Here is a 21,831-nt window from a genome sequence, read left to right on the forward strand (position 1 = left end):
TTTAAATACGTATTGCCTGTCCGGCACTGATTTTTGCCAACATCTGCTGGCTTACCTGGCTAAGATCGACCACTTCGCTCACGCCACCCATATTGATGGCCTCGCGCGGCATGCCGAACACCACACAACTTGCTTCATTCTGCGCAATGGTCCAGGCGCCCGCCTGGTGCATTGCTAGCATTCCGGCGGCGCCATCGTTGCCCATCCCCGTCAGGATCACCCCAACGGCGTTGCGCCCCGCGTGTTTCGCCACCGAATGAAACAGCACATCCACTGACGGACGATGCCGGTTAACCGGTGGTCCGTCATGAATTTTGATTTGATAGTTTGCGCCACTGCGCGCCAGCTCCATGTGCTTGTCACCTGGGGCGATATACGCATGACCCGGCAGAACGCGCTCGCCGTCTTCAGCCTCTTTCACGCTGATCTGACACAGCTTGTTCAGACGCTCCGCGAACGAGCGGGTAAAGCCTGGTGGCATATGCTGGGTAATAAGAATACCGGGACTTGAAAGCGGCAATGGCTGGAGTACATGACGAATTGCCTCTGTTCCTCCGGTTGACGCGCCAATGACCAGCAGTTTTTCAGAGCTGAGCAACGGCCCAGCTTTGAGCGTAACGGGAGCTGCCATCGGTTTATGCGCCGCCAGTTTTGCACGCGAGGCAGTACGGATTTTTTCCGCAATCATCTCGCTATACGCCAGCATTCCTTCACGGATGCCCAACTGCGGTTTGGTCACAAAGTCGACCGCCCCCAGTTCCAGCGCACGCAGCGTAATTTCTGAACCTTTACCGGTCAGCGATGACACCATCACGACAGGCATTGGCCGCAGACGCATTAATTTTTCAAGGAAATCGATGCCATCCATGCGCGGCATTTCGACATCCAGCGTTAGCACGTCGGGGTTATATTTTTTAATTAAATCCCGCGCAACTAAAGGATCAGGCGCAGTTGCCACCATCTCCATATCGCTGTGGCTATTGATAATTTCCGTCATGATCTGACGCATCAGCGCTGAATCATCGACAGACAATACCCTGATTTTACTCATGCTTTTTCCTTACTCAGCGCATATACCGTTTGCCCACGCAGGCTAAACTCACGCACGAGGTTGCTGAAATTCTCCGAGTGCCCTGCAAACAGTAATCCGTCAGGCTTGAGCAGCGGAACAAAGCGGCGCAGGATGTCCTGCTGCGTCGTTTTGTCAAAATAGATCATGACGTTACGGCAAAAAATAGCGTCAAATGGCCCAGGCACGTTGTACTGCTTATCCAGCAGGTTAACGGGGGCAAATTCCACACAGTTCGCCAGCTCTTGTCTCACACGTACTAAACCTTCATGCGGACCCGTACCGCGCATGAAGTAACGCTGTAACTGCTGAGGTGACAGCGTTTTAAGTTCATCCTGGCGATACACCCCGTTCCGCGCTTTTTCCAGCACTTCAGTGTCGATGTCGCTGGCGTACACTTTCCAGCGACCAGGGGCCATACCTAACGTGTCGGCTAGCGTAATCGCCAGAGAATACGGCTCCTCACCAGTAGACGCCGCCGCACTCCAGACACGGTATTCACCACCGCTATGGCGGCGAGCATGATCCGCCAGTACCGGGAAGTGGTGACCTTCACGGAAAAAAGCGGTCAGGTTGGTCGTTAATGAGTTGATAAAAGCCTGCCATTCGGCGCTGTTCTGGTTCGCTTCGAGCATGCTCAGATAGCGGCCAAAATCATCCAGTCCAAGTGTGCGCAAGCGCCGAACCAGACGGTTGTAGACCATATCTCGCTTATGATCAGCAAGTACGATCCCCGCACGCTGGTAGATTAACTGACATATCCGACGAAAATGCGCGTCGGACAGCGCGAGGCGCTGTGTCATCTGCAACAGTAATGACGTTTGCCCTGAGGGCATTGGTGATGTCATAGCGCCTTCTTAATCACATTCAGGATACAACTGGCACGGCCTGCGACCGCCCGACTTCTGTTACTGCTTCAACATGCTCTTTCACATTAAATACCGCGACCAGTCCGGTCAGATGGTCTGCCTGATTCGCCAGTTGATCGGTGGCTGCAGCCGCTTCTTCGACTAACGAGGCGTTCTGCTGCGTCACCTGATCCATCTGGCTTACCGCCTGAGCAACCTGCTCAATCCCGCGGCGCTGTTCATCCGATGCAGAGGCAATTTCGCCCATGATGTCGTTCACACGGGTGACGGAGGTCACGATCTCAGTCATGGTTTGCGCAGCAGTATCAACCAGAGTTGATCCTTGCTGCACACGCGACACGGACTCTTCAATCAACACCTTAATTTCTTTCGCCGCATTCGCACTGCGGCTCGCCAGGTTACGTACTTCACCTGCCACAACCGCAAACCCACGCCCTTGTTCACCTGCACGTGCCGCTTCAACCGCCGCATTGAGTGCCAGAATATTGGTCTGGAACGCAATACCGTCGATGACGCTGATGATGTCACCAATTTTCTGCGAACTGGTGGCAATCGCATGCATGGTACTGGCAACGTGAGACGTCTGTTCGCCACCTTTCTTCGCAGTCTGCGCGGCCTGCTTTGACAGATCAGACGCCTGACGGGCATTGTCGGCGTTCTGGCTTACCGTCGCGGTCAACTGCTCCATGCTGGCCGCCGTTTGCGCCAGCGAAGCGGCCTGCTGTTCGGTACGTGAAGAGAGATCGTTATTGCCTGCCGCAATCTCAGAAATCCCCGTGTGCATGGCATAACTGCCCTGGCGCACATCTGTAACCGTTTCACGCAATGAGCCCTGCATTGCTTTCAGGCTGGCAAAAATGGCCGAAATTTCGTTTTTGCCATACACCGCCACCGGGCGCGCCAGATTGCCTTTCGCAATGCTGTCAAAATGGCTGCTGATAATGGCCAGCGGTTGCACAATCATTTTGCGCGACCAGAACAACGCCCCGCCGGTTAACAGTGCGGCCAGAATGACCACGACCGCGAAAATCACACCGGACATGTGGTAACTGCTGCGGCTGCCCTCACCTGCACGTTCAACAAACTGGTTAATATCCTGCTGCCACGCGTTGAAACTGCCATCGAACGCGGCCTGAGAATCCTGCACTGGCGCGGTCAGGAAGTCTGAAAGCTGGTTGTTCTCAAGCCAGGTCGCCTGGTGCTCCAGATCGCTGTGCCACTGGTCGAAATTCTTCTTCATGGTTGCCGTCAGCGCTTTCCCTTTTTCGCTGACAGCCTCTTGTGCGGTGAAGGCTTTAAACTGCGCATCGGCCTGCTTGAGGCTGTCACGCGCAGTCACCATCAGCGCTTTAATATCATCCGGCGGATAACTCAGGGCGGTTAAGGTCCCTGCCTTATTCAGCGCCGTACTTGCCTGCAATAAAACCGCTCGCGTTTGTGCCAGAGCGGAGCGCTGTTGATTACTCGCCTCGACTTCCTGCAAATTCTGATAGCCATCGCGAAACGCCCAAAAAGACAACCCGTTACTGCCAACCTGCAACACACCGCAAAGAATCAAAATCAAAAACAGTGTGGTCGAGATACGAATACGATTTAACATCCACGCTCCCATCAAGCGGCAAGCAGCCGCGGTTTAAATGTCAGTCAAAATGTTTCCCAGTTGTCATCTTGTCCGGTCGTCAGCGCACGGTTTTTTACTGCCACCGTCGCTGACGTCGCCTCGCTGTGTGTCAGACGAGAAGAGACCGTATTTGTAGGTTTTGAGATAAGACGAAATGCCGAGACGGCCATCTTCAGACGGCTCGCCTGGTCTTCCAGCGCAGCCGCCGCCGTAGCGGACTCCTGCACCAGTGCGGCGTTTTGTTGTGTAACACGATCCATTTCAGATACTGCCAGAGCGACCTGATCGATCCCCCGACTCTGCTCATCCGAGGCAGAGGCAATTTCACCCATGATGTCCGTAACGCGGGTGACCGCATTAACGATGTCATTCATGGTTTCTCCCGCACTTTCCACCAGCACAGAGCCGGTATCAACGCGCGAGACAGAGTCTTCAATCAGGGCTTTAATTTCTTTCGCGGCATTCGCGCTGCGGCTTGCCAGGTTACGAACTTCACCGGCCACCACCGCAAAGCCACGGCCCTGCTCTCCGGCACGTGCCGCTTCTACAGCAGCGTTCAGCGCCAGGATATTGGTCTGGAAAGCAATTCCATCAATCACACTGATGATGTCAGCGATTTTCTTCGAACTGTCGGCAATTTCATGCATGGTTTTCACCACGCCATCCACCACACGACCACCACGCTGCGCCGTCTCTGAGGCGCTTTCTGCAAGCTGAGACGCCTGGCGGGCATTATCGGCGTTCTGTTTCACCGTCGCGGTCAACTCTTCCATACTGGCGGCGGTTTCCTCCAGTGCAGAGGCTTGCTGTTCGGTACGCGAAGAGAGGTCGTTGTTACCCATCGCGATTTCGCTCGTACCGGTATAAATAGCATCCGACCCCTGACGCACATTCGCGACGGTATCAATCAGCGAGCCCTGCATATGGTGAACGCTGTTCGCCAGTTCGGTGATTTCGTTACGTCCGGAAACCGTCAGCGTTTTGGTCAGGTCGCCACTGGCAATTTCACGAATATGGGCGATAACGCGTCCCAACGGATTAAGCAGAATGTGGCGAATGCCATACCAGACGACGACCAGCACAATCACCAGCGCTAACGCCAGAACCGCCATCTGCCATTTGGCAAAAAGATAGTCATTTTGGCTGGCCGTAAATGCTGAGTGATATTGCTCGCTGCTGGCTTTCGCATACTCAGTCAGTGCCGCACCGAGGGCGTTTTGCATGCCTTGTGTAGGCTGGGCGAAATAGGCGTCAGTGTTCCCACTCTCCAGGAACTGGATCAGTTCCGTCAGACCGGCGAAGTAGGCGTTATATTTTTCGTCGATGTTTTGGCTCGCCTGCTCCATTGCAGGCTGTGGCGTACTCTTTTTGAAGGCGTCGTAATGTTTTGCGGCGTCTGCAAGGGTTGCGCGGGCATTTTTCAACAGATCCGTTTTTGCACTACTTTGCTGATTATTTGGATCCATCATCATGCGAGCAGAAGAACGGCTCAGGTTGATACGCGTTTGCAGCATCAAATCCCAGGTCGAGGTCAGTTCACTTTGCTGTAAGCGCAGTTCATTTGACGTGGCAAAACTGTCCTGATTGTTTTTTAACGACGAGAAAAACAATCCGCCGGAAATAAGCTGAAGAAGCGCGAAAATGACCAGCACCATCATAAGCATTGTGACAACGCGGATACGGTTCAACATACAACACCTTCTCATAGATTTATTAACGGTGTTATCGGCACAGACAGCGGGAACTTTACATTTGAGAAAGGGAAAAGCGTGGACTTAAAACGTAACGTCGACTATCAGGGTGTCACTGTAAGTTCCTGCAGGCGGCGTAGTCTGGCTGGTGAGAACTTTGGCGGTGTAGTTATAGGTGCGCAGTAATCCGTCTGCGCTGAGCTGTGATGATGCCGAGCTGGCCCAGCGCTCGCCGCCACTTCCGCCCCATCGGTTAGAGGTGGCCTCTTTATAAATGTCGTAACTCATATAGTTACTGCCACTGGCCATCCTGCGCACGTTGTTCTGCGAATTCGCGCCATCATTAATACCAATGGTGTAGACGCTCCCTTTGGTGCATGTCACCGCAATCGCCTGCGAGATAACAGGAAAATTTTGGACCAGCGGCGCGCTATTAAAGCTCACATCAGGTGTTGTCATCGCACTGCAGTCGTTGGTCACGTTCATGTCTACCGTGATGGTGGTGATGGATGTTCCGGTTTGTAAACCGGACAGGCATACGTTCAGCACGCCCACCGAACAGACACTGTAGGTAATACTCAACGTCAAGGTGACCTGGTACGGCCCTGCAGTGACGTTTTGTCCGGCCACAGTGCGGAAATAGAGAGGGATATTGTACTGCCTGCCTCCGATAAGATTTAACAATGTACTGCTGCCCCAGGTATAGGCTTTACTGATTTGCACTTCACTGCTGCTCGCACAGCCTGACAACCCACACAGCCGCGTTGGGATCACATCGGTGATCGTCGCATTGTCGGTGCGTTTCAGGGTGGCACGGCTATTGGCCGAAATCGTGGCTGATGTGTAGTTCAGTGTCACCGTATCACTGGTGAGCAGGTTGAGTAGCGCATCACATGCCACCACCAGCGTGCCGGTCGTTTCCACTTCCCCGGTTCCGCTGAGGGAAAATGACGGGACATTCCCGAATGACGCATTAACGGTACTGACGGTACACGCAGCCCAACTGCCGCAAGAGATCAGAAGCAGCATGAACATCAACCATGCGCGCTTCACTGCGCCTCCCGGCAGACCAGTGGACCGTAGGTTAAGAGTTTATGTTCAGGGTTAGCGCCAATGGTCAGAGTGGTCTTACAGTGCCTGCCCTCCGGGGTGGAGATATCCAGCGCGTTCACATCGCTGAGATTTTCCAGCCAGGCAATCCCGTCATACCCAACCACCGCGTTGCTACGCGAAACTCGCCTGACCTGGCTGCCAACCGGAATCGCATTTCCTTGCGCATCGTGCAGGATCACACTCGCCACCCGTTCCTGCGCCATCGGAAAGTCCACCAGATAACCACTGTGACGTCGAATCGCAATCCGGCGTTCGGTCTCCTTCAGCCGCGTATCGGCTGGCAGATTGAGGGTATCAATGCTGTAACTTGCCGGATAATAGGCTGATACCCCGCTCACGAGCAGGTAACCATTATTGTTGGTTTTACCTACAGGCTGGTTTTCATAGCTTACGGGAACATCCGGATGTCCATCAGTACTGATCACCACGAAGGCATCATTAATTTTGTTCGCGGCGAACAGTTCGCCGTCCATCAGCACAATGGCCCCCATCGCCTCGCCCCACCAGGCCATCATGTCCCGTTCGCCGTACCCACCTCCCTGGAGCTCAATGTGGTTATTCCGCCAGCCCAGCGTTCCTTGCTGATAGTTGCTCGACTGTGACTGGTTCGCCCAGGCCATATTCCAGCTCAGACCTCCTTCTGATGGCATAGAGTGGTTGTAGTTAATACGCTGTGTGTTGCCAGCGCCTGGCGTGTTTTCAAAGGTGACGGCGGCACTGTCACGCTCACCAAGCGGAACCTGCAAGGAGAGAGCAACAGTCCAGTCGCCGCGCTGCTGGTCACGACTGGCCGCCAGATAAATGCTGCTACTTCCCCATAAATTTCGGCTCCACGAGAGGTTGAGCAACTCCGTTTTTTGGCGGTCAAAGCTCTCAACGCCGATCCAGGCGGCGCCAATATTACCGAACTGGCCCAGGTTAAACGTCAGGGAGTACTGATCGGTATTACGACTCAGGCTGGCGATCGGTTTATTATTTTCATCGTAGACCGTAGGCTGGTCATACAATGCCAGGTGACCAAACCCGCGGTCACGCCGGGTATGTTGGGTACTCAGACTCAACTCGCTCGTGCTGTACTGGTATCCCCAGTTAATTTGCCCTCCATCGTCCCCACGCATTTTGCTGTGGCTATACGCGGTATTCACCACGCCAAAGCGGCCCAACTTGACCACTGCACCGCCCCCACCCAGCGCCAGTGCCTCTGCTCCTTCACCGTGACCTTCAAGCGTTAGCCAGTCGGTCACGCCATAGCGGTACGATCCGCTCCCCGCCGCCGGGCCATAGTCAAAATTTTTGATACCGTAATTACGGCGCAAACGGCCCAGAGTCACGGCGCCATCGCTGAGCCCCTGTTTGAGTAAATCGCTGGTCACATAAAAGGGTAACGTCGTGCTGACCTGACGACCCAACGCATCGGTGGTGATCAACACAGCATCGCCTGCTCCGTTTATATAGGGCAGATTAGTGAGCGTGAACGGGCCAGGCTGTAGCTGGGTCGATCCCGAGCGGTAGCCGTTGATGAAGAGATCCACCGACGTGGGAACAGCCGCTTCTCCTGAGAATTCCGGCAGCGGCCAGGTAACCAGATCGGGGCGCAGGGAGAAATCACGGCCATAACTGATTCCGCCCATACGCACGCTGGTGCTCCAGCTCAGGGCATCACTTATCACATCCCCAGCACTCCAGGTGATTGCATCGTCTTCATTCGTGATCATCAGGGTCGTGTCATAGCGAACATACCCTTCCTGCTGTCTACTGTTTCCGGCGAAGTTCTCCCGGGCATAGCCGGTCGAGGAGAGCGAACCATTTTCATTGAAATAGCGGAATTCGTGCCAGAAGGAAGCCTGACCGCCAGCGTGTTCGGTGTGGTTGGTATAAAGATCGTAGTTAAGCAGCGCACCTTTGCCGTAATGGGGTTTGCTCTGCATCGCTTGCCCGCTGAACGGCGTCACGCGTGACGGAACCCAGTTTCCCGGAACCGTCAACAGCAGGCGTTGCGCCGTGCTGTCATACGCCACTCGGACTTGCGAAAGCGTGGAGAGATTTACCTCACCTGGTGGCACATGCTCTGGTGGAAGTCCCGCGCGCAGCAGATCGGCACTGGAGATGAAGAACGCCCCGCTCCGCTGCGCAACCGGCGCAACCAACCCGGTGTCGTAGTGGTTAAGCACCACGGCCAGCTGGAATACCGCCTCGTCATTTATTGCCCGGGCATCCGGCGGTGGCGGTAAACTGTCATCACCGGATTCGGCCCAGGAGCTTGTACTGACGCAGAGCAGGATAATCATCACAGGTTTCAGTTGCCGGGCGTCGACTGCCATTGCGTGTCCCTGGCATTAATTTGTGCGCTCATCTGCTCCGGCTGATGTACACCTGCGGGTATCGGCCAACTGCGGGTACTGTCCGGCAGGACATATCCCAGCAATCCTTCTGCCAGCGCGCGTTTCCGGCCACCTTGACTCAACGTCACCTGGCTCAGCCTGACATGCACATCCCCCTGATTACGGACCTGTAATGCAGGTTGTCCCGCCTCCTGAATGATTCGCCAGCTCAATTTTTGCGTATCGGCCAGGGCATGGTGCGCCCCTTCTTTTATTGTCGGGATCCCCTGACCATAGACAAACAGTGGAATGGAATATCGCATTTGCAGTTTGAGACCAATTTCAGGTTCTGCTTTCGCGTCAGGCTGCGGAATTTCATCCACAATAATGCGGTAGGCTTGTTCAACGCCGATAGGGATGGTGGTCTGTTTGATCAACCGAATCAGCTGTTTGCTGCCTTTCGCTATCGTCACAATCGGCGGACTGGCAACCACATCCTGCTGTGCGGCGTAGCGTTCAAAGCCATTTTCCTGACGCCAGCGTACAATACGTACCTGCATCGTAGTCGCGCCACTGCCCTGGTTCTGGATCCATAATTCAGTCGCTTTGGTATCTGCCGACAACCAGGGGTCGATCGGCCATAACAGAATTGTCGCCGCGGCATTCGCATGGCCACTGATCACCCCGAAAATACCCCACAGGCCAAGTACAGCATTTCGCACATAAGAGACCTTCATCGACCTTCTCCCTGAGTCACCATGACAACGTCACGGCAAGTTGATCTGAATAGGTTCCTGCGGGGCTAAACCCCGTCAAGAGCGCGACACCAAACAGTGGCAGCGCAATGTTATTGCTGTTGGTATAGGTCACCGACACGGACTGGTTGACCCCAATCTCACTGTTCGCGGCCAGTGAACTGCTGCTGTACAACCGGTATCCCACAACATCGGTGCTACTGGCTTTTTGCATTCGTCGAACAGACGAGTAGTGCTGCCCACCATCAATGCTCATACTCAGCGTCACTCCGGGCGTACAGGCGATGGACAGGGCTCCGTTTGGCACAAAACTGGTGCTCACAGGGCTACTTTCCACACCGGTATGCGTACCAAAATCCAGTGTTCCAAACAGCCCGCCACTGCCGGTTGTCACCGAACACCCCGGCACAATGGTCGCACTAACTTTAAAAGACTTTGAGGTGACGGCCTCTGCCGTAGGAAGCAAAAGCAGCCCTATCACCAGCATAAAAAAAGTTTGCAGAATGCCCTCTGCGCCAGAGCGCAGACATAAAATGGACGCCTTCATGATCAACGCTGAAGCTAGTAGGTCACGCTAACGTTAATGGTATCGGTGTACGTTCCCGGCACGACTGACACGCTGTTACCACCTCCGGTGATCCGCCCATAAAGGGTATAGCTATTGACTCCCCCGGTAGTTGACGCAATCGGCAGAGCGGCGTTATTAGCCACAACGTTGTTAAACCCGCTGTCGCTATAGAGGCTGTAAGCTACACCCTGCGCCGCATTCGTGGTGTTGATCAGATAACGTGCCGGTGTGCCGGGGGTTCCCACAATAGTACCTGGTGCAGTGGAGTTGGTATTCCCGGTAATCGCAACGGTATAGCTTGTCGTCGTACACTGGATCGTGAAGGTGTTGCCGCCGCTGGCCCCGGTCAACTGAGTGGAGAGCGTTGAAAAGGTCGCTGGATGGGTCCCAAAATCCAGCGTCCCGAAGTTAATGCCGTTTTGCGAAGGCGAACCGTTGATCAAGCAGCCATTGGTTAGCGTCAGTGTTGCACCGATGGTTCCACTGCTGGTTACCACCGCCTGCGCTTGTCCTGCCACCGTAGCCAGAATGCTGCCTGTACATATCAGAAGGAGTTTTCGTTTCATTTACAGCCCTCCAGAAAATGTTGCCGTTCGCTTTTCGCATTTTATTGATACGGCTCAATATGTTAGCCCCACTTAACTTTCCTGACGGGGGGTTAATGTGAATTTAGTTTATGGTGACGCGTTCAACCACTCCTGCCGCTTCGCCTAATACCTTTGCCGTATTGACCCATATTTCACATAAAAAACAATAAATTAGATGAAATAAAAATGAAGAAAAAAGCAATAAGATGAGGATATATCCACAAAAGTGTGATTAGCGTCACGATATATCGTCACTGTGTTAGCAACAAATTTAATAAAAAATAAAAACTAGTTGTATCTGCCCCCGCTTTACTTCAATTTATGTGCCGAATCTTTTCTGGCGCTGTAATAAAAAATCAATATGCATCAGCGCCAAAGACAACCTAAGCGCATAGAGGGTATTTTTTCGTGGCAAGTGCAAACAAACTCACACTCTTCATCGTGATATTCATGCTGGCGGGTATTCTTTCAGGGGCAGCGATTCATGAATACGCATCACATGACGTCATCGCCACCTGGGCAGACAACATCACGCTCCTTACCGATATTTTCCTCCGACTCATTAAGATGGTCATTGCCCCTCTGGTGTTCAGTACGCTGACCGTTGGGATCATGAAACTGGGTGAAACCTCCACCATTGGCCGCGTAGGCGGTAAAGCGATGGTGTGGTTTATTAGCTCATCTGTACTGTCTATTCTGGTCGGGTTGTTCATTGTCACCATGGAACATCCTGGCAGCGGTCTGAACTTAGCCATTCCGGTTGAATCCGTTGACACGGGTCTGGCTGTTGGCGGGATGACGCTGAAAGGCTTCCTTTCCCACACCATCCCGACCAGCATTGCGGGCGCAATGGCAAACAACGAGATCCTGCAAATTGTGGTCTTCTCCATGTTCTTCGGAATTGGTGGGGCATCATTGGGTGAGAAGTTTAATGCGCCGCTGGTTGCAGCACTTGATGTGGTTTCCCACATCATGCTGAAGGTGACGGGCTATGTAATGTATGTTGCGCCGCTGGCCATTTTTGCCGCGATCTCCTCCGTTGTGGCAACGCAGGGTCTGGGTATTTTGCTGAACTATGCGTCCTTTATCGGAGGCTACTATGTTGCGATTGTACTCACCTGTATGGTGCTGCTGGCTGTGGGTTACATGGTGCTGAAAAAAGAGGTGTTCCGCTTAGTCAGTATGCTTAAGGACCCGGTCCTGGTGGCCTTTACCACCAGCAGTTCTGAAGCGGCTTATCCAAAAACGCTGGAACAACTGGTGCGCTTTGGCTGCTCACGCAACATCGTGTCGTTCGTACTGCCAATTGGTTACTCGTTCAACCTGGTGGGCTCTATGGTGTACTGCTCTTTCGCCTCCATGTTTATCGCCCAGGCGTACAACATTCACCTGAGTTTCTCAGAAGTGACAGTGTTAATGCTGACGTTGATGCTGGCCTCTAAAGGGATTGCGGGTGTGCCGCGCTCTGCCCTGGTTGTTCTGGCCGCGACCATTCCGAGCTTTAATATCCCGGTTGCCGGCATTTTGCTGCTGATGGGCATTGACCACTTCCTGGATATGGGACGTTCAGCGATTAACGTACTGGGTAACGGGATCGCAACGGCGATGCTGGCGCAGAATGAAGGATTGCTGGAAGAGCAGCCAGAGATGGTTGAGCAGGAAGCATAATGTGATGAATCTTCCAGAACACGTCATATAGAGTTCTGGTGGTCATGTTCCGTTCACTTCTGTTCCCCTGCTTTCTGTCCATTTCTCTGCGGTGAACGTGTTAAGGGGGCTATCGCCGCCCCCTTAACAATCCCGGCTCCCGGCAAGGAAAATCGCCACTTCACGGTTCCCTCGACTTATTGCGTCTGGCTTTCGGGTCGGGTACGACGTCACATCCCTGCAGGCGGCCCCGGCCAGCCGCAAACGTCTCGGCGATGTCCAGCCGGACTCTCGCTCCCTCTCGCTTCTTCATTGCCTGAATGAGGTACGGAGGTTGAGTCCCCGCTAAAATCGGCGAGCCGGAGGCCTGATGACAAGGGCTGGACGCCAGGTATGGTGGCCAGAGGCGAAACGAGACAGGAGGTCAAGTCGAGCGACCGCTGGCAGCCGGTCGGGAGGTGAGCGTCGTGTGAAGCACCGATTTTCTGCGGGCCACGGGGATTGATAAGGGGGCCGCAGCGGCCCCCTTATCCCGTTCACGGGCGGAGAATATGACATGGGAAACCGGACATAAGGTGAACGGAAAAACCCACGAAAATTACATTTATGACATTACGCTACGTGACTCGCCGCAATATCCAGCAAAGCCATCTCATCGCTGTTCAGCAGCTTCTCAATGTTCACCAGAATCAACATGCGATCGCCAAGAGCGCCAAGGCCCGTCAGATATTCGGTAGACAGCGTTACCGCAAACTCTGGCGCAGGACGGATTTGGTCAGAAGTCAGAGACAGCACATCAGATACGCCATCCACGACAATCCCCACCACTCGCTGGCCGAGGTTCAGGACAATCACCACGGTGTTATCGTTGTACTCCACATCGCCCTGACTGAACTTCACACGCAGGTCAACGATAGGCACGATGACACCGCGCAGGTTCGTCACGCCCTTGATAAACGCAGGCGTATTGGCAATGCGAGTCACCTGATCGTAGCCGCGAATTTCCTGCACTTTAAGAATATCGATGCCGTATTCTTCATCGCCTAAAGTGAAGACCAGGAATTCCTGCCCTGATGGCTCGCCGGCCAGTTTCGTTACATTACTCATACCGGTCATGTTATTACCTTTTTCTTAATCAGGCGGCTGTGTATGCCACGCGTTGTTCACGATTTAATCCCTGAAGCGCCGATACATCGACGATCAGCGCGACGCTGCCATCACCGAGGATGGTAGCTGCAGAAATACCCGGCACTTTACGGTAGTTGCTCTCGAGGTTCTTCACGACAACCTGATGCTGACCAATCAGTTGATCGACTAACAGTGCATAGCGACGACCTGCGCTTTGCAAAATAACCACGATCCCCTGGGTGGCTTCGGTTTTTGCCCCATCGACTTCGAAGACTTTCCACAGTTCCACCAGCGGCAGATATTCGCCACGTACTTCCAGTACGCGCTCGCCACCCGCTAACGGATGCAGATCTTCTTCACGAGGCTGCAACGATTCCATTACCGCATTCAATGGCAGAATAAACACTTCCCCCGCCACTTTTACCGACATCCCATCGAGGATCGCCAGTGTTAATGGCAGCAGGATACGAATGGTCGTGCCAGAGCCTTGTTTAGACTTGATCTCAACATGGCCGCCCATCTCCTGGATATTACGTTTCACAACGTCCATACCCACACCACGGCCAGACACATCGGTCACCTGCTCTGCGGTCGAGAAGCCAGGTGCGAAGATCAACATGCCCACTTCTTCGTCGGTCATGTTTTCGTTAACATTCATGCCTTGCGAAATCGCTTTCGCCAGGATGCGTTCACGGTTAAGACCCGCGCCATCATCGGTCACTTCGATACAGATATTACCGCCCTGATGTTCTGCGGACAGAATCAGGTTCCCCACTGGAGATTTCCCGGCGGCAATACGGTTTTCCGGGGATTCAATACCGTGATCCAGACTGTTACGCACCAGGTGCGTTAACGGATCAATAATGCGCTCAATCAGGCTCTTATCCAGCTCAGTAGAACTGCCCAACTGCGTCAGTTCAATCTGCTTATTAAGCTTGCTGGCCAGATCGCGTACCAGACGCGGGAAGCGGCTGAAGACATATTCCATCGGCATCATACGGATGGACATCACCGATTCTTGCAGGTCACGTGCATTGCGCTGCAATTGCCCCATGCTGGTGATCAGATCACCGTGGGTCACAGGATCCAGTTCATTAGAACGTTGAGCCAGCATCGACTGGGTGATCACCAGTTCACCCACCAGGTTAATCAGTTGATCCACTTTCTCAACCGCAACGCGGATGCTGGTGGATTCGCTGGAACGCGCAGCAGGTTTTTCTCGCTCGCCACGCGCCTGCGCGCCTGCCTCTTTCGGCACAGCTTTTAACGCCGGTACAGCGGCCACGGCAGCAGGTGGAGCGACCTCTGCCACAGCAACCGTCTCTTCCACTTCAGCTGGGACGTCGGCGCTTACCGTTTCGGTTTCAAAATCAATCTGATCCGCTTCAATAACAAAGCACAGGACCGCCACGATATCATCCTGGCCAATACCGTCATCAAGCGTCGCAGCGAGGCTGTCTTTCCCTTTCACGACATTGCTTAATGTCGCCAGGTTACTCAGTTCCTCTTCCAGCAGATTGACTTCGTTCTCTTTCAGGCGAGAGAGGACCACGCGCAGTTTGCTGGCCGGCGCAGAGGCCGTTGCAACATCCTGTGCAGCTGCTGCGTCAACAACGCTCAATTTTGCTGCGCTAACGGCGGGAACCGCCGCTTCGCCTTTCGCTTCCAGCGCTAACTGGCGCAGAGCATTGCAGATATATTCAAAGCTTGCGGCATCAGGCTCTGCCGAGCTTTTATAGGCGTCGAGCTGTTCCTGCATAATATCTTTGGTTTCCAAAAACAGGTTGATAATGTCGGTATTGAGCTGCATCTCACCGCGTCGCGCTTCATCAAGCAGGTTTTCCATTAAATGGGTTGTTTCCTGCAAAATGGTAAAACCAAATGTTCCGGCTCCGCCTTTGATCGAATGCGCCGCACGGAAGATGGCATTAAGCTGCTCTGAATCAGGTGCTTCAGGCACGAGATCCAGCAGGTGTTGCTCCATATCAGCCAACAATTCGTCAGCTTCATCAAAGAATGTCTGGTAAAAATCGCTAATATCCATGCTCACGCTATCACCTCGGATTGGCTGGTGGCGATGTTGGAACGGCAGCCGAAGGTACGGCTCCAGGCTGTTTTAAATCGTCCAGTGACTCATTCTGACTTTCGGCGTTTTCGTGCAGGATGGCCTGCTCCGCCTGCTGGTTCAGCACTAAAAGACTGATACGACGGTTGATGGCGTCATCAGGCCCGCGGTCGGTCAAACGCATGGTTGCGGCCATGCCGACGACACGCAGAACTTTGCCATCATCAAGCCCACCGGCCACCAACTCGCGTCGCGAGGCGTTGGCACGATCGGCAGAAAGCTCCCAGTTGCTGTATCCCTTCTCACCGCTGGCATACGGGAAATCATCCGTGTGACCTGAAAGACTGACACGGTTTGGAATACCGTTCAGAACAGGTGCAATAGCCCGCAAAATGTCGCGCATATACGGCTCGACTTCGGCACTGCCCGTCTTAAACATGGGACGGTTCTGGCTATCAATAATTTGAATTCGTAAACCTTCCTGGACTAAATCAATTTTCAGATGCGGTCTCAGCGCGCGCAGTTTCGGATCGGCTTCTATAAGTTGATCCAGATCGCCACGCAGTTTTTTCAGACGCGCCTGTTCCATCCGTTTTTTCAGCTCGTCGATATTCGGCTCTTTTTTCACCTCACCCTTCTGCTGGGTATAATCATCGCCACCGCCAGGAATAGGGCTGTCACTGTTAGAAATACGCTGTCCACCCGTAACCGCTGTTGCCAGCGGAGTTCTGAAATACTCCGCAATCTGGATCAGCTCTTTCGGACTGGAGATGGAAATCAGCCACATCACCAGGAAGAACGCCATCATTGCAGTCATAAAGTCAGCGTATGCGATTTTCCACGAGCCATGAGAACCATGCCCATGCCCCTTGTGCTTGCGCTTTTTTACAATGACGATCGGATGGGACTGGTTTTTCATGCGTCCTCAGTTGTCGTCTGTTGGTTTGGGTTTTTCACCGCACGCACGTGTTCTTCAAGTTCAATAAACGAAGGACGCTCGCTGGAGTAAAGCGTTTTACGCCCAAACTCCACTGCGATAGGTGGCGCATAACCGTTGAGGTTAGAAAGCAGCGTGATTTTGACGCACTGCATCATTTTGGTGGTTTCCGCGCTCTTCTGACGCAGAACACTTGCCAGGGGTGAAATGAAACCGTAGGCCAGCAAAATACCGAGGAATGTCCCCACCATGGCGTGTGCAATCAGAGCACCCAGTTCAGCTGCCGGTCGGTCTGCCGACGCCAGGGCATGAACCACCCCCATAACCGCGGCAACGATACCGAACGCCGGAAGGGAATCGCCCACCAGTGCCAGGCTGTTCGCGGGCACTTCTGATTCGCTTTCGTGGGTTTCGATCTCTTCGTCCATCAGCGCTTCAATCTCAAAGGTATTCATGTTGCCGCTGATGATGAGACGGAGATAATCGACGATGAAATCCAGCATCATTGCGTCGGCAAGAATGCGTGGATAGCTGGCGAAGATCTCACTCTCTTTTGGGTTTTCAATGTCCCGCTCCAGCGAGAACATCCCCTGCTGACGTGACTTCGCCATCAGGCGATAGAGCAGCGCCAGCAGGTCCATATACATGCTTTTGGTGTATTTTGAACGACGGAACAGCAGCGGAATGGCCTTCAGCGTCCCCTTGATTGATTTACCGTTGTTACCAACGATAAAAGCCCCTACCCCAGCGCCGCCGATGATAATAAGTTCAGCCGGTTGATAGAGTGCTCCAAGGTGTCCGCCAGTCATCATATAACCGCCGAAAACTGTACCGATAACAACCAGGTAACCTAATAAGATAAGCACGACATCATCCTTCCGCTAGTGACTATGGCAGGACGTTCAGTTCGAAGATGTGACCCAATCACGGGATAAAAAAAAGCAGCGGCAATAAATTACCGCTGCTGGAGTTCTTGCCCACGTGTTCGGGTTAAACAGCTTGTTCGATCTGTTCATCCAGCAGTTGTGGAATAATATCGGCAGCATCCCGGGAAAGTTTACGTCTTTTTACGGCTCTGGATGGCGGCTGGCATAAACTACAGGCAAAGCTGCCTGCGGGTTGATGAGCGTGGGTGATAAAATTGCCGTCACAGCAATTGCAACGCGACAGTTGAAGCATTCCGCTTTCGACAAAACGCACCAGCGTCCATGCGCGGGTTAACGCCAGCAAGGGACCCTCTTCCTGCTGTGGGCATTGCTCAAGGTAGAGTTTATACGCTTTGATAACGGCATCAACGCCAGTACACAATCCTGTTTTCAGGAGGTACTGCCAGGCGTTACAAAACATCGACGCATGGATGTTCTGTTCCCAGGTCATAAACCAGTCCGTCGAAAACGGCAGCATACCTTTAGGCGGCGGGCTACCACGTAATTCTTTATACAGTTTGATGAGACGACCACGGCTTAACTGAGTCTCGCTTTCCAGCATCTGTAAACGAGCACCCAGCGTAATCAGTTCCATTGCCAGCTGTATGTCACGCGCTTCCTGAACAATGCTTTTCTCGCCCATTTTTATGCCCTTTTCTTACGGGCTGCGTCATCAGGCTGGCTGATTTCGCTGAGCAATCGGGTAGAAAGTAAGATACCGGTGTGGATCTGTTGCAGATCATCCACCCGGGATTCCTGAGTCAGACGCGTAATGGTCTGAGGACTATCAAAGCGGAACTGGCATACTAGTTGATTCGTTTCTGCCAGTTTTACCATTTGCGGGAGTGTTAATCCGCCAAGCATGGTTGCCATATCTTCGTTAATGCCCAGGCGAAACATCGCGGACGCCTTGTCCTGACTAATCAAACGCTGCGCGAGCAGTAAATATGACAAATTGATGTCATAGATATGTTTTAGCAACTCGGATGTATGCATTTTTCCCATCCCGAATAACCAACTATTATTTTTATGCGGAAAGACCGCACCCCGTGATGTCGCCGGGAAATCACCCGGTATAAAAAAAAGAAAAGGCTAAATGCATAGTTGAATTAAGGTTTGTACGCAGTAAAACGCGCAACAACGAAAATGATGATGTGTTGCTTACACGTTTTATCATTTCTTACAAATAACTAAGATTTTTCCTAATTCGACGCAAACTCTACTCGTCAGTTTTGACACATACAATGCGACCTCACCTGAAATTTAAAAAAAATGTGATCTACGTCACACAATTTAAGTGAATATAACCCATAAATCCATCAGTAAGACTTGTAAATTGTACATTTATTGCTCAAACAGCATTATTTTATATTCTTAATGGACGAATACTCATGCAGAAGTGTGAACTGATCGGGTATGCCAATTGCTTCCCTGTAGACTCTTCGAAGAGTCAGGCGTGAACAACATTTCTATAGCAGAAACATGATTTCATTATGTATAAAAAACATATGGTTATATGAATGTCTTTTTTAATCTGTTTCATCCCGAAATCATCCCGCATGTGTTGATAACAGGTTAGAATGATTTAGCGCAACATTATAATATTTGTATGATTTACGTTAAGTTGTTAATTTTTATCGCTCTGACCCAATTTTTAATTATTCTTCCTATAAGAATAATTATGATAAGCTTCACACTAATGTCGTATTCCCCCCTTGCGGAAGCAGTTAAATCGCGGTAAAGGTTGAGAAACATTGTATTTCAGACACCAAAGGAGTGCGTGATGAGTTACACCCATCTTCTTGTTTCTGTTGCTGTTTCACCGGAAAGCCATCAACTCGTCGCACGCGCTGTTTCCATCGCCAGACCGAGCAACGCGCGTATCAGTCTCATCACTCTCGCCGCTGAACCTGAGATGTATAATCAGCTGGCTGCCCCTATGCTTGAAGACATTCGCGGCATTTTGCAGGAAGAAACACAGCAATTTCTTCGGGAGCTGGAGGAAAAGGCAGAATATCCCATTCAGGAAACAGTTATCGCAACGGGGGAATTAAACGAACATATTCTGAGTATGTGCCGAAAGCAGAATATTGACCTGGTGATTTGCGGTAATCATAACCACAGCTTTTTCTCACGCGCCGCCTGCTCGGCAAAATCTATTGTAAGTTCAAGCCTGGTTGACGTATTGCTGGTCCCTCTTGGGGGCAATTAATGCCCCCGATGGGGCTTAGGCCAGTTTAGGGAAAGTGGCGACTTTTTTTTGTAACCGGTTCTCCGCGCTTTGCGGAGGAATCTCTCTTAAATCGCGAATAAAATGCGCTTGCCAGTGATTAATGTCGTTTTTACGAATAATCTGCATCATTTCAGCATGCCGTGAAATACGCTCGGTAAGTGGCATCGTCAATGCACGATTAAGCGCGCTGGCAACATCATCGCGGTCGTAAGGGTTAACGATCAATGCAGAGGTCAATTCATTCGCCGCACCCGCAAACTGTGAGAGAACCAACACACCGGGATCTTCAGGATCTTGTGCTGCAACATACTCTTTTGCCACCAGATTCATTCCGTCTCGCAGTGGTGTTACCAGCCCGACATCCGCGTAGCGGAAAACCTTCATCAGGATCTTACGTTCAAAATGTTGATTCAGATAAAAAAGCGGTGTCCAGCCTAATTGCCCGTAGCGACCATTAATACGCCCGGCCTCCATTTCGAGTTGATGACGAATGTCCTGATACGCCTGCACTTCACCGCGCGACGTCGGCGCTATTTGTGTATAGCGAATTTTGCCATGATGCTGGGGAAACTTATCCAGCAGCGTCTCGTAAGCCAAAAAGCGCTCCGGCAGCCCCTTAGAGTAGTCCAGCCGTTCTACCGAAAAGATGTTTTGCACATGCTTGAGTTCATTCTTAAGCTGCGCCAGCTTGGGCGGTAGCGGTCCTGATGCCTGCTCTGCGATCTCATCCGGCTCAATGCCTATCGGGTAGACATCGGTATAAAATGTCTTCCCCCAGGCCGTGTGTGATTTTCCATTGCGGGTTACCAGCCGTGTTTTGCCAGAGACGCTGTCCAGAAAGGCCAGCCTGTCACTTTCGGTCTGAAAGCCCAGCAAGTCGTAGTCACACAGAGATTCCAGCAGCTCTTCATGAGGCGGGAGCGCATTGAAAATTTCTGGCGTGGGAAAGGGAATATGCAGAAAAAAGCCAATTCGGTTATTTACTCCGCGCATCCGTAGCTCCCTGGCAAAGGGCAGCAGATGATAATCGTGGATCCATAAAATATCGTCATCCCTGAGCAAAGGCAGCATTTTATCTGCCAACAGAGCATTCACCCGCATGTAGCCTTCAAACGCATCTCGCTGATACTTTACCAGGTCCAGACGATAGTGAAACGCGGGCCATAACACCGCATTGGAAAACTGAGAGTAATACTCATCGTAGTCTTTCTCATTGAGTGAAAATGATGCCCACGTAATATCCCCCCGCGTCACTTTTTTCAGCGGTTTATCTTCATTATTGATATCGCCATTCCAGCCAAACCAGAGCCCACCTGCGGCTTTTAATGCACCTAAAATCCCAACCGCCAGGCCACCCGCGCTGGTTTTTTTATCATCGGGTGGCGCGATACGGTTAGAGACGACGACTAAGCGACCCATACTGATTTCCCCCATGGTGTTGCGCGTGTTGTTTTTCTTGCTGTCGAGCGATGTCAGATATCCATTGCCAGACGCGGGTAACACTGTCCAGACGCCACCCGGCCGTCGTATCTCCCGGCCCTACTTTCACGGATATTCCGCCAGCCTGATTGACCACGCCAAATCCTGCCTCATCGGTCAGGTCATCCCCAACAAATACCGGTATCCGGCCACTAAAAGGCGGCTCTGCCATAAACGCCGTGATGGCAGCCCCTTTATTGATCCCCTGGGGTTTTATCTCCACCACGCATTTGCCGGGCTGTAGTGCCAACTGCGGATAAGCATCTGTTAGTGACATGGCGAGCGCCAACACTGCCTGAGCATGCTCAGGCGCCTGCCGGTAATGCAACGCAAAGGCCATTCCCTTCGCTTCCAGCTCCGTACCCGGCAGATCCGCAAGACGTGTCGTGAGCTGCGTCTGTAGCGTCTGAATCAACGCCTCAGGAAGTGAGACAATATGCTCATGGCCATGGATGTCGCGACGCTCCGCTCCGTGGACACCTGCCAACGGAAAGCGATAAGGCCTGGCGAGCTGATCCAGCTCGGCCATTGAGCGCCCTGATATCAATGCCAGTGCTCCCTGATTTCTCAGTGAGATCTCATGCAGTATCCTGAGTTGCGTATCAGGAATAGCCACCTGATCAGGATGCGGCTTTATCTCGGCGAGCGTGCCGTCAAGGTCAAAAAAGAATGCAAAATGTCCAGGTTTTACAGGCGGTGCAATTAACGAGTCAGCCACCTTTGTCCTCCTTACAGTGAACGAGAGGGCGATACCATTACCCTCTCCGCAGACATGTAAGTATAGACAGTGTGACGACGCTCGCCATTTGACAGCCCGCCGGC

19 protein-coding genes are annotated in these 21,831 nt (G+C 52.4%); 2 read left to right on the forward strand and 17 right to left on the reverse strand.

From position 1 onward, the window contains the following. Position 1 precedes the first annotated feature (1 nt). The 9 genes from GF617_RS15565 to GF617_RS15605 form a co-directional block, all read right to left on the reverse strand. The gene (locus GF617_RS15565; RefSeq protein WP_166711579.1) at positions 2–1,051 is read right to left on the reverse strand and encodes a chemotaxis response regulator protein-glutamate methylesterase; all 1,050 of its coding nucleotides are present in this window, start codon (positions 1,049–1,051) and stop codon (positions 2–4) included. Further along, entirely contained in the window at positions 1,048–1,917 is an 870-nt protein-coding gene (gene cheR, locus GF617_RS15570) for a protein-glutamate O-methyltransferase CheR (RefSeq protein WP_181619848.1), read from the reverse strand. Before cheR ends, GF617_RS15565 begins: the two co-directional genes overlap by 4 nt. A gap of 19 nt (positions 1,918–1,936) precedes the next feature. After that, a complete protein-coding gene (gene tap / locus GF617_RS15575; RefSeq protein WP_181619849.1) occupies positions 1,937–3,538 on the reverse strand; it encodes a methyl-accepting chemotaxis protein IV in 1,602 nt (533 codons plus the stop codon). 44 nt (positions 3,539–3,582) lie between these two features. Further along, the gene (tar, locus tag GF617_RS15580; RefSeq protein WP_181619850.1) at positions 3,583–5,250 is read right to left on the reverse strand and encodes a methyl-accepting chemotaxis protein II; all 1,668 of its coding nucleotides are present in this window, start codon (positions 5,248–5,250) and stop codon (positions 3,583–3,585) included. Positions 5,251–5,334: 84 nt separating this feature from the next. Continuing rightward, positions 5,335–6,285: a spore coat U domain-containing protein gene (locus GF617_RS15585; protein WP_203452040.1), complete on the reverse strand. Its 951-nt coding sequence runs from the start codon at positions 6,283–6,285 to the stop codon at positions 5,335–5,337. Positions 6,286–6,299: 14 nt separating this feature from the next. Further along, entirely contained in the window at positions 6,300–8,684 is a 2,385-nt protein-coding gene (locus GF617_RS15590; protein WP_203452032.1) for a fimbria/pilus outer membrane usher protein, read from the reverse strand. Beyond that, positions 8,660–9,421, reverse strand: a complete 762-nt coding sequence (locus tag GF617_RS15595) for a molecular chaperone (protein ID WP_181619852.1) — start codon at positions 9,419–9,421, stop codon at positions 8,660–8,662. Before GF617_RS15595 ends, GF617_RS15590 begins: the two co-directional genes overlap by 25 nt. A gap of 16 nt (positions 9,422–9,437) precedes the next feature. Beyond that, the gene (locus GF617_RS15600) at positions 9,438–9,986 is read right to left on the reverse strand and encodes a spore coat U domain-containing protein (RefSeq protein WP_181619853.1); all 549 of its coding nucleotides are present in this window, start codon (positions 9,984–9,986) and stop codon (positions 9,438–9,440) included. 14 nt (positions 9,987–10,000) lie between these two features. Beyond that, the gene (locus GF617_RS15605; RefSeq protein ID WP_203452033.1) at positions 10,001–10,573 is read right to left on the reverse strand and encodes a spore coat protein U domain-containing protein; all 573 of its coding nucleotides are present in this window, start codon (positions 10,571–10,573) and stop codon (positions 10,001–10,003) included. A gap of 429 nt (positions 10,574–11,002) precedes the next feature. Here GF617_RS15605 and GF617_RS15610 point away from each other — a divergent pair, with 429 nt between their 5' ends. Beyond that, complete coding sequence (locus GF617_RS15610; RefSeq protein WP_181619855.1) at positions 11,003–12,262, forward strand: dicarboxylate/amino acid:cation symporter; 1,260 nt, start codon at positions 11,003–11,005, stop codon at positions 12,260–12,262. Positions 12,263–12,853: 591 nt separating this feature from the next. On the opposite strand, the gene cheW is transcribed toward GF617_RS15610, so the two are convergent. The 6 genes from cheW to flhD all read right to left on the reverse strand — a co-directional run bounded on the left by cheW (position 12,854) and on the right by flhD (position 18,293). Beyond that, entirely contained in the window at positions 12,854–13,357 is a 504-nt protein-coding gene (cheW, locus tag GF617_RS15615) for a chemotaxis protein CheW (RefSeq protein ID WP_181619856.1), read from the reverse strand. Between the two features lie 19 nt (positions 13,358–13,376). Then, on the reverse strand, positions 13,377–15,419 hold the full coding sequence (gene cheA, locus GF617_RS15620; protein WP_203452034.1) for a chemotaxis protein CheA: 2,043 nt from the start codon (positions 15,417–15,419) through the stop codon (positions 13,377–13,379). A 4-nt stretch (positions 15,420–15,423) separates the two neighbouring features. After that, positions 15,424–16,353: a flagellar motor protein MotB gene (motB, locus tag GF617_RS15625; RefSeq protein WP_181619858.1), complete on the reverse strand. Its 930-nt coding sequence runs from the start codon at positions 16,351–16,353 to the stop codon at positions 15,424–15,426. Next, complete coding sequence (motA, locus tag GF617_RS15630) at positions 16,350–17,237, reverse strand: flagellar motor stator protein MotA (protein WP_181619859.1); 888 nt, start codon at positions 17,235–17,237, stop codon at positions 16,350–16,352. Before motA ends, motB begins: the two co-directional genes overlap by 4 nt. Positions 17,238–17,361: 124 nt before the next feature. Then, complete coding sequence (gene flhC / locus GF617_RS15635) at positions 17,362–17,940, reverse strand: flagellar transcriptional regulator FlhC (RefSeq protein WP_181619860.1); 579 nt, start codon at positions 17,938–17,940, stop codon at positions 17,362–17,364. Positions 17,941–17,942: 2 nt separating this feature from the next. After that, complete coding sequence (flhD, locus tag GF617_RS15640) at positions 17,943–18,293, reverse strand: flagellar transcriptional regulator FlhD (protein ID WP_181619861.1); 351 nt, start codon at positions 18,291–18,293, stop codon at positions 17,943–17,945. Positions 18,294–19,080: 787 nt separating this feature from the next. Between flhD and uspC the strand changes: the two genes are divergently transcribed. Beyond that, a complete protein-coding gene (uspC, locus tag GF617_RS15645) occupies positions 19,081–19,509 on the forward strand; it encodes a universal stress protein UspC (protein ID WP_181619862.1) in 429 nt (142 codons plus the stop codon). Positions 19,510–19,524: 15 nt separating this feature from the next. Here the strand turns inward: uspC and otsA are convergent, their stop codons facing one another. Continuing rightward, entirely contained in the window at positions 19,525–20,949 is a 1,425-nt protein-coding gene (otsA, locus tag GF617_RS15650) for an alpha,alpha-trehalose-phosphate synthase (protein ID WP_181619863.1), read from the reverse strand. Beyond that, positions 20,924–21,727, reverse strand: coding sequence for a trehalose-phosphatase (gene otsB / locus GF617_RS15655; RefSeq protein WP_203452035.1), 804 nt, complete (start codon positions 21,725–21,727; stop codon positions 20,924–20,926). The genes otsA and otsB overlap by 26 nt, the downstream gene beginning before the upstream one ends. Positions 21,728–21,831: the final 104 nt, after the last annotated feature.

The sequence above is a fragment of the Lelliottia sp. RWM.1 genome, from assembly GCF_016859735.1.
In the GTDB taxonomy this organism is placed as follows: Bacteria; Pseudomonadota; Gammaproteobacteria; order Enterobacterales; family Enterobacteriaceae; genus Enterobacter.

Bases quoted from the DNA above. Each gene is read 5' to 3' on its own strand.
- GF617_RS15565 (WP_166711579.1), bottom strand. From the start codon at position 1,051: ATGAGTAAAATCAGGGTATTGTCTGTCGATGATTCAGCGCTGATGCGT.
- cheR (WP_181619848.1), bottom strand. From the start codon at position 1,917: ATGACATCACCAATGCCCTCAGGGCAAACGTCATTACTGTTGCAGATG.
- tap (WP_181619849.1), bottom strand. From the start codon at position 3,538: ATGTTAAATCGTATTCGTATCTCGACCACACTGTTTTTGATTTTGATT.
- tar (WP_181619850.1), bottom strand. From the start codon at position 5,250: ATGTTGAACCGTATCCGCGTTGTCACAATGCTTATGATGGTGCTGGTC.
- GF617_RS15585 (WP_203452040.1), bottom strand. From the start codon at position 6,285: ATGTTCATGCTGCTTCTGATCTCTTGCGGCAGTTGGGCTGCGTGTACC.
- GF617_RS15590 (WP_203452032.1), bottom strand. From the start codon at position 8,684: ATGGCAGTCGACGCCCGGCAACTGAAACCTGTGATGATTATCCTGCTC.
- GF617_RS15595 (WP_181619852.1), bottom strand. From the start codon at position 9,421: ATGAAGGTCTCTTATGTGCGAAATGCTGTACTTGGCCTGTGGGGTATT.
- GF617_RS15600 (WP_181619853.1), bottom strand. From the start codon at position 9,986: ATGAAGGCGTCCATTTTATGTCTGCGCTCTGGCGCAGAGGGCATTCTG.
- GF617_RS15605 (WP_203452033.1), bottom strand. From the start codon at position 10,573: ATGAAACGAAAACTCCTTCTGATATGTACAGGCAGCATTCTGGCTACG.
- cheW (WP_181619856.1), bottom strand. From the start codon at position 13,357: ATGACCGGTATGAGTAATGTAACGAAACTGGCCGGCGAGCCATCAGGG.
- motB (WP_181619858.1), bottom strand. From the start codon at position 16,353: ATGAAAAACCAGTCCCATCCGATCGTCATTGTAAAAAAGCGCAAGCAC.
- flhC (WP_181619860.1), bottom strand. From the start codon at position 17,940: ATGGGCGAGAAAAGCATTGTTCAGGAAGCGCGTGACATACAGCTGGCA.
- flhD (WP_181619861.1), bottom strand. From the start codon at position 18,293: ATGCATACATCCGAGTTGCTAAAACATATCTATGACATCAATTTGTCA.
- uspC (WP_181619862.1), top strand. From the start codon at position 19,081: ATGAGTTACACCCATCTTCTTGTTTCTGTTGCTGTTTCACCGGAAAGC.
- otsA (WP_181619863.1), bottom strand. From the start codon at position 20,949: ATGGGTCGCTTAGTCGTCGTCTCTAACCGTATCGCGCCACCCGATGAT.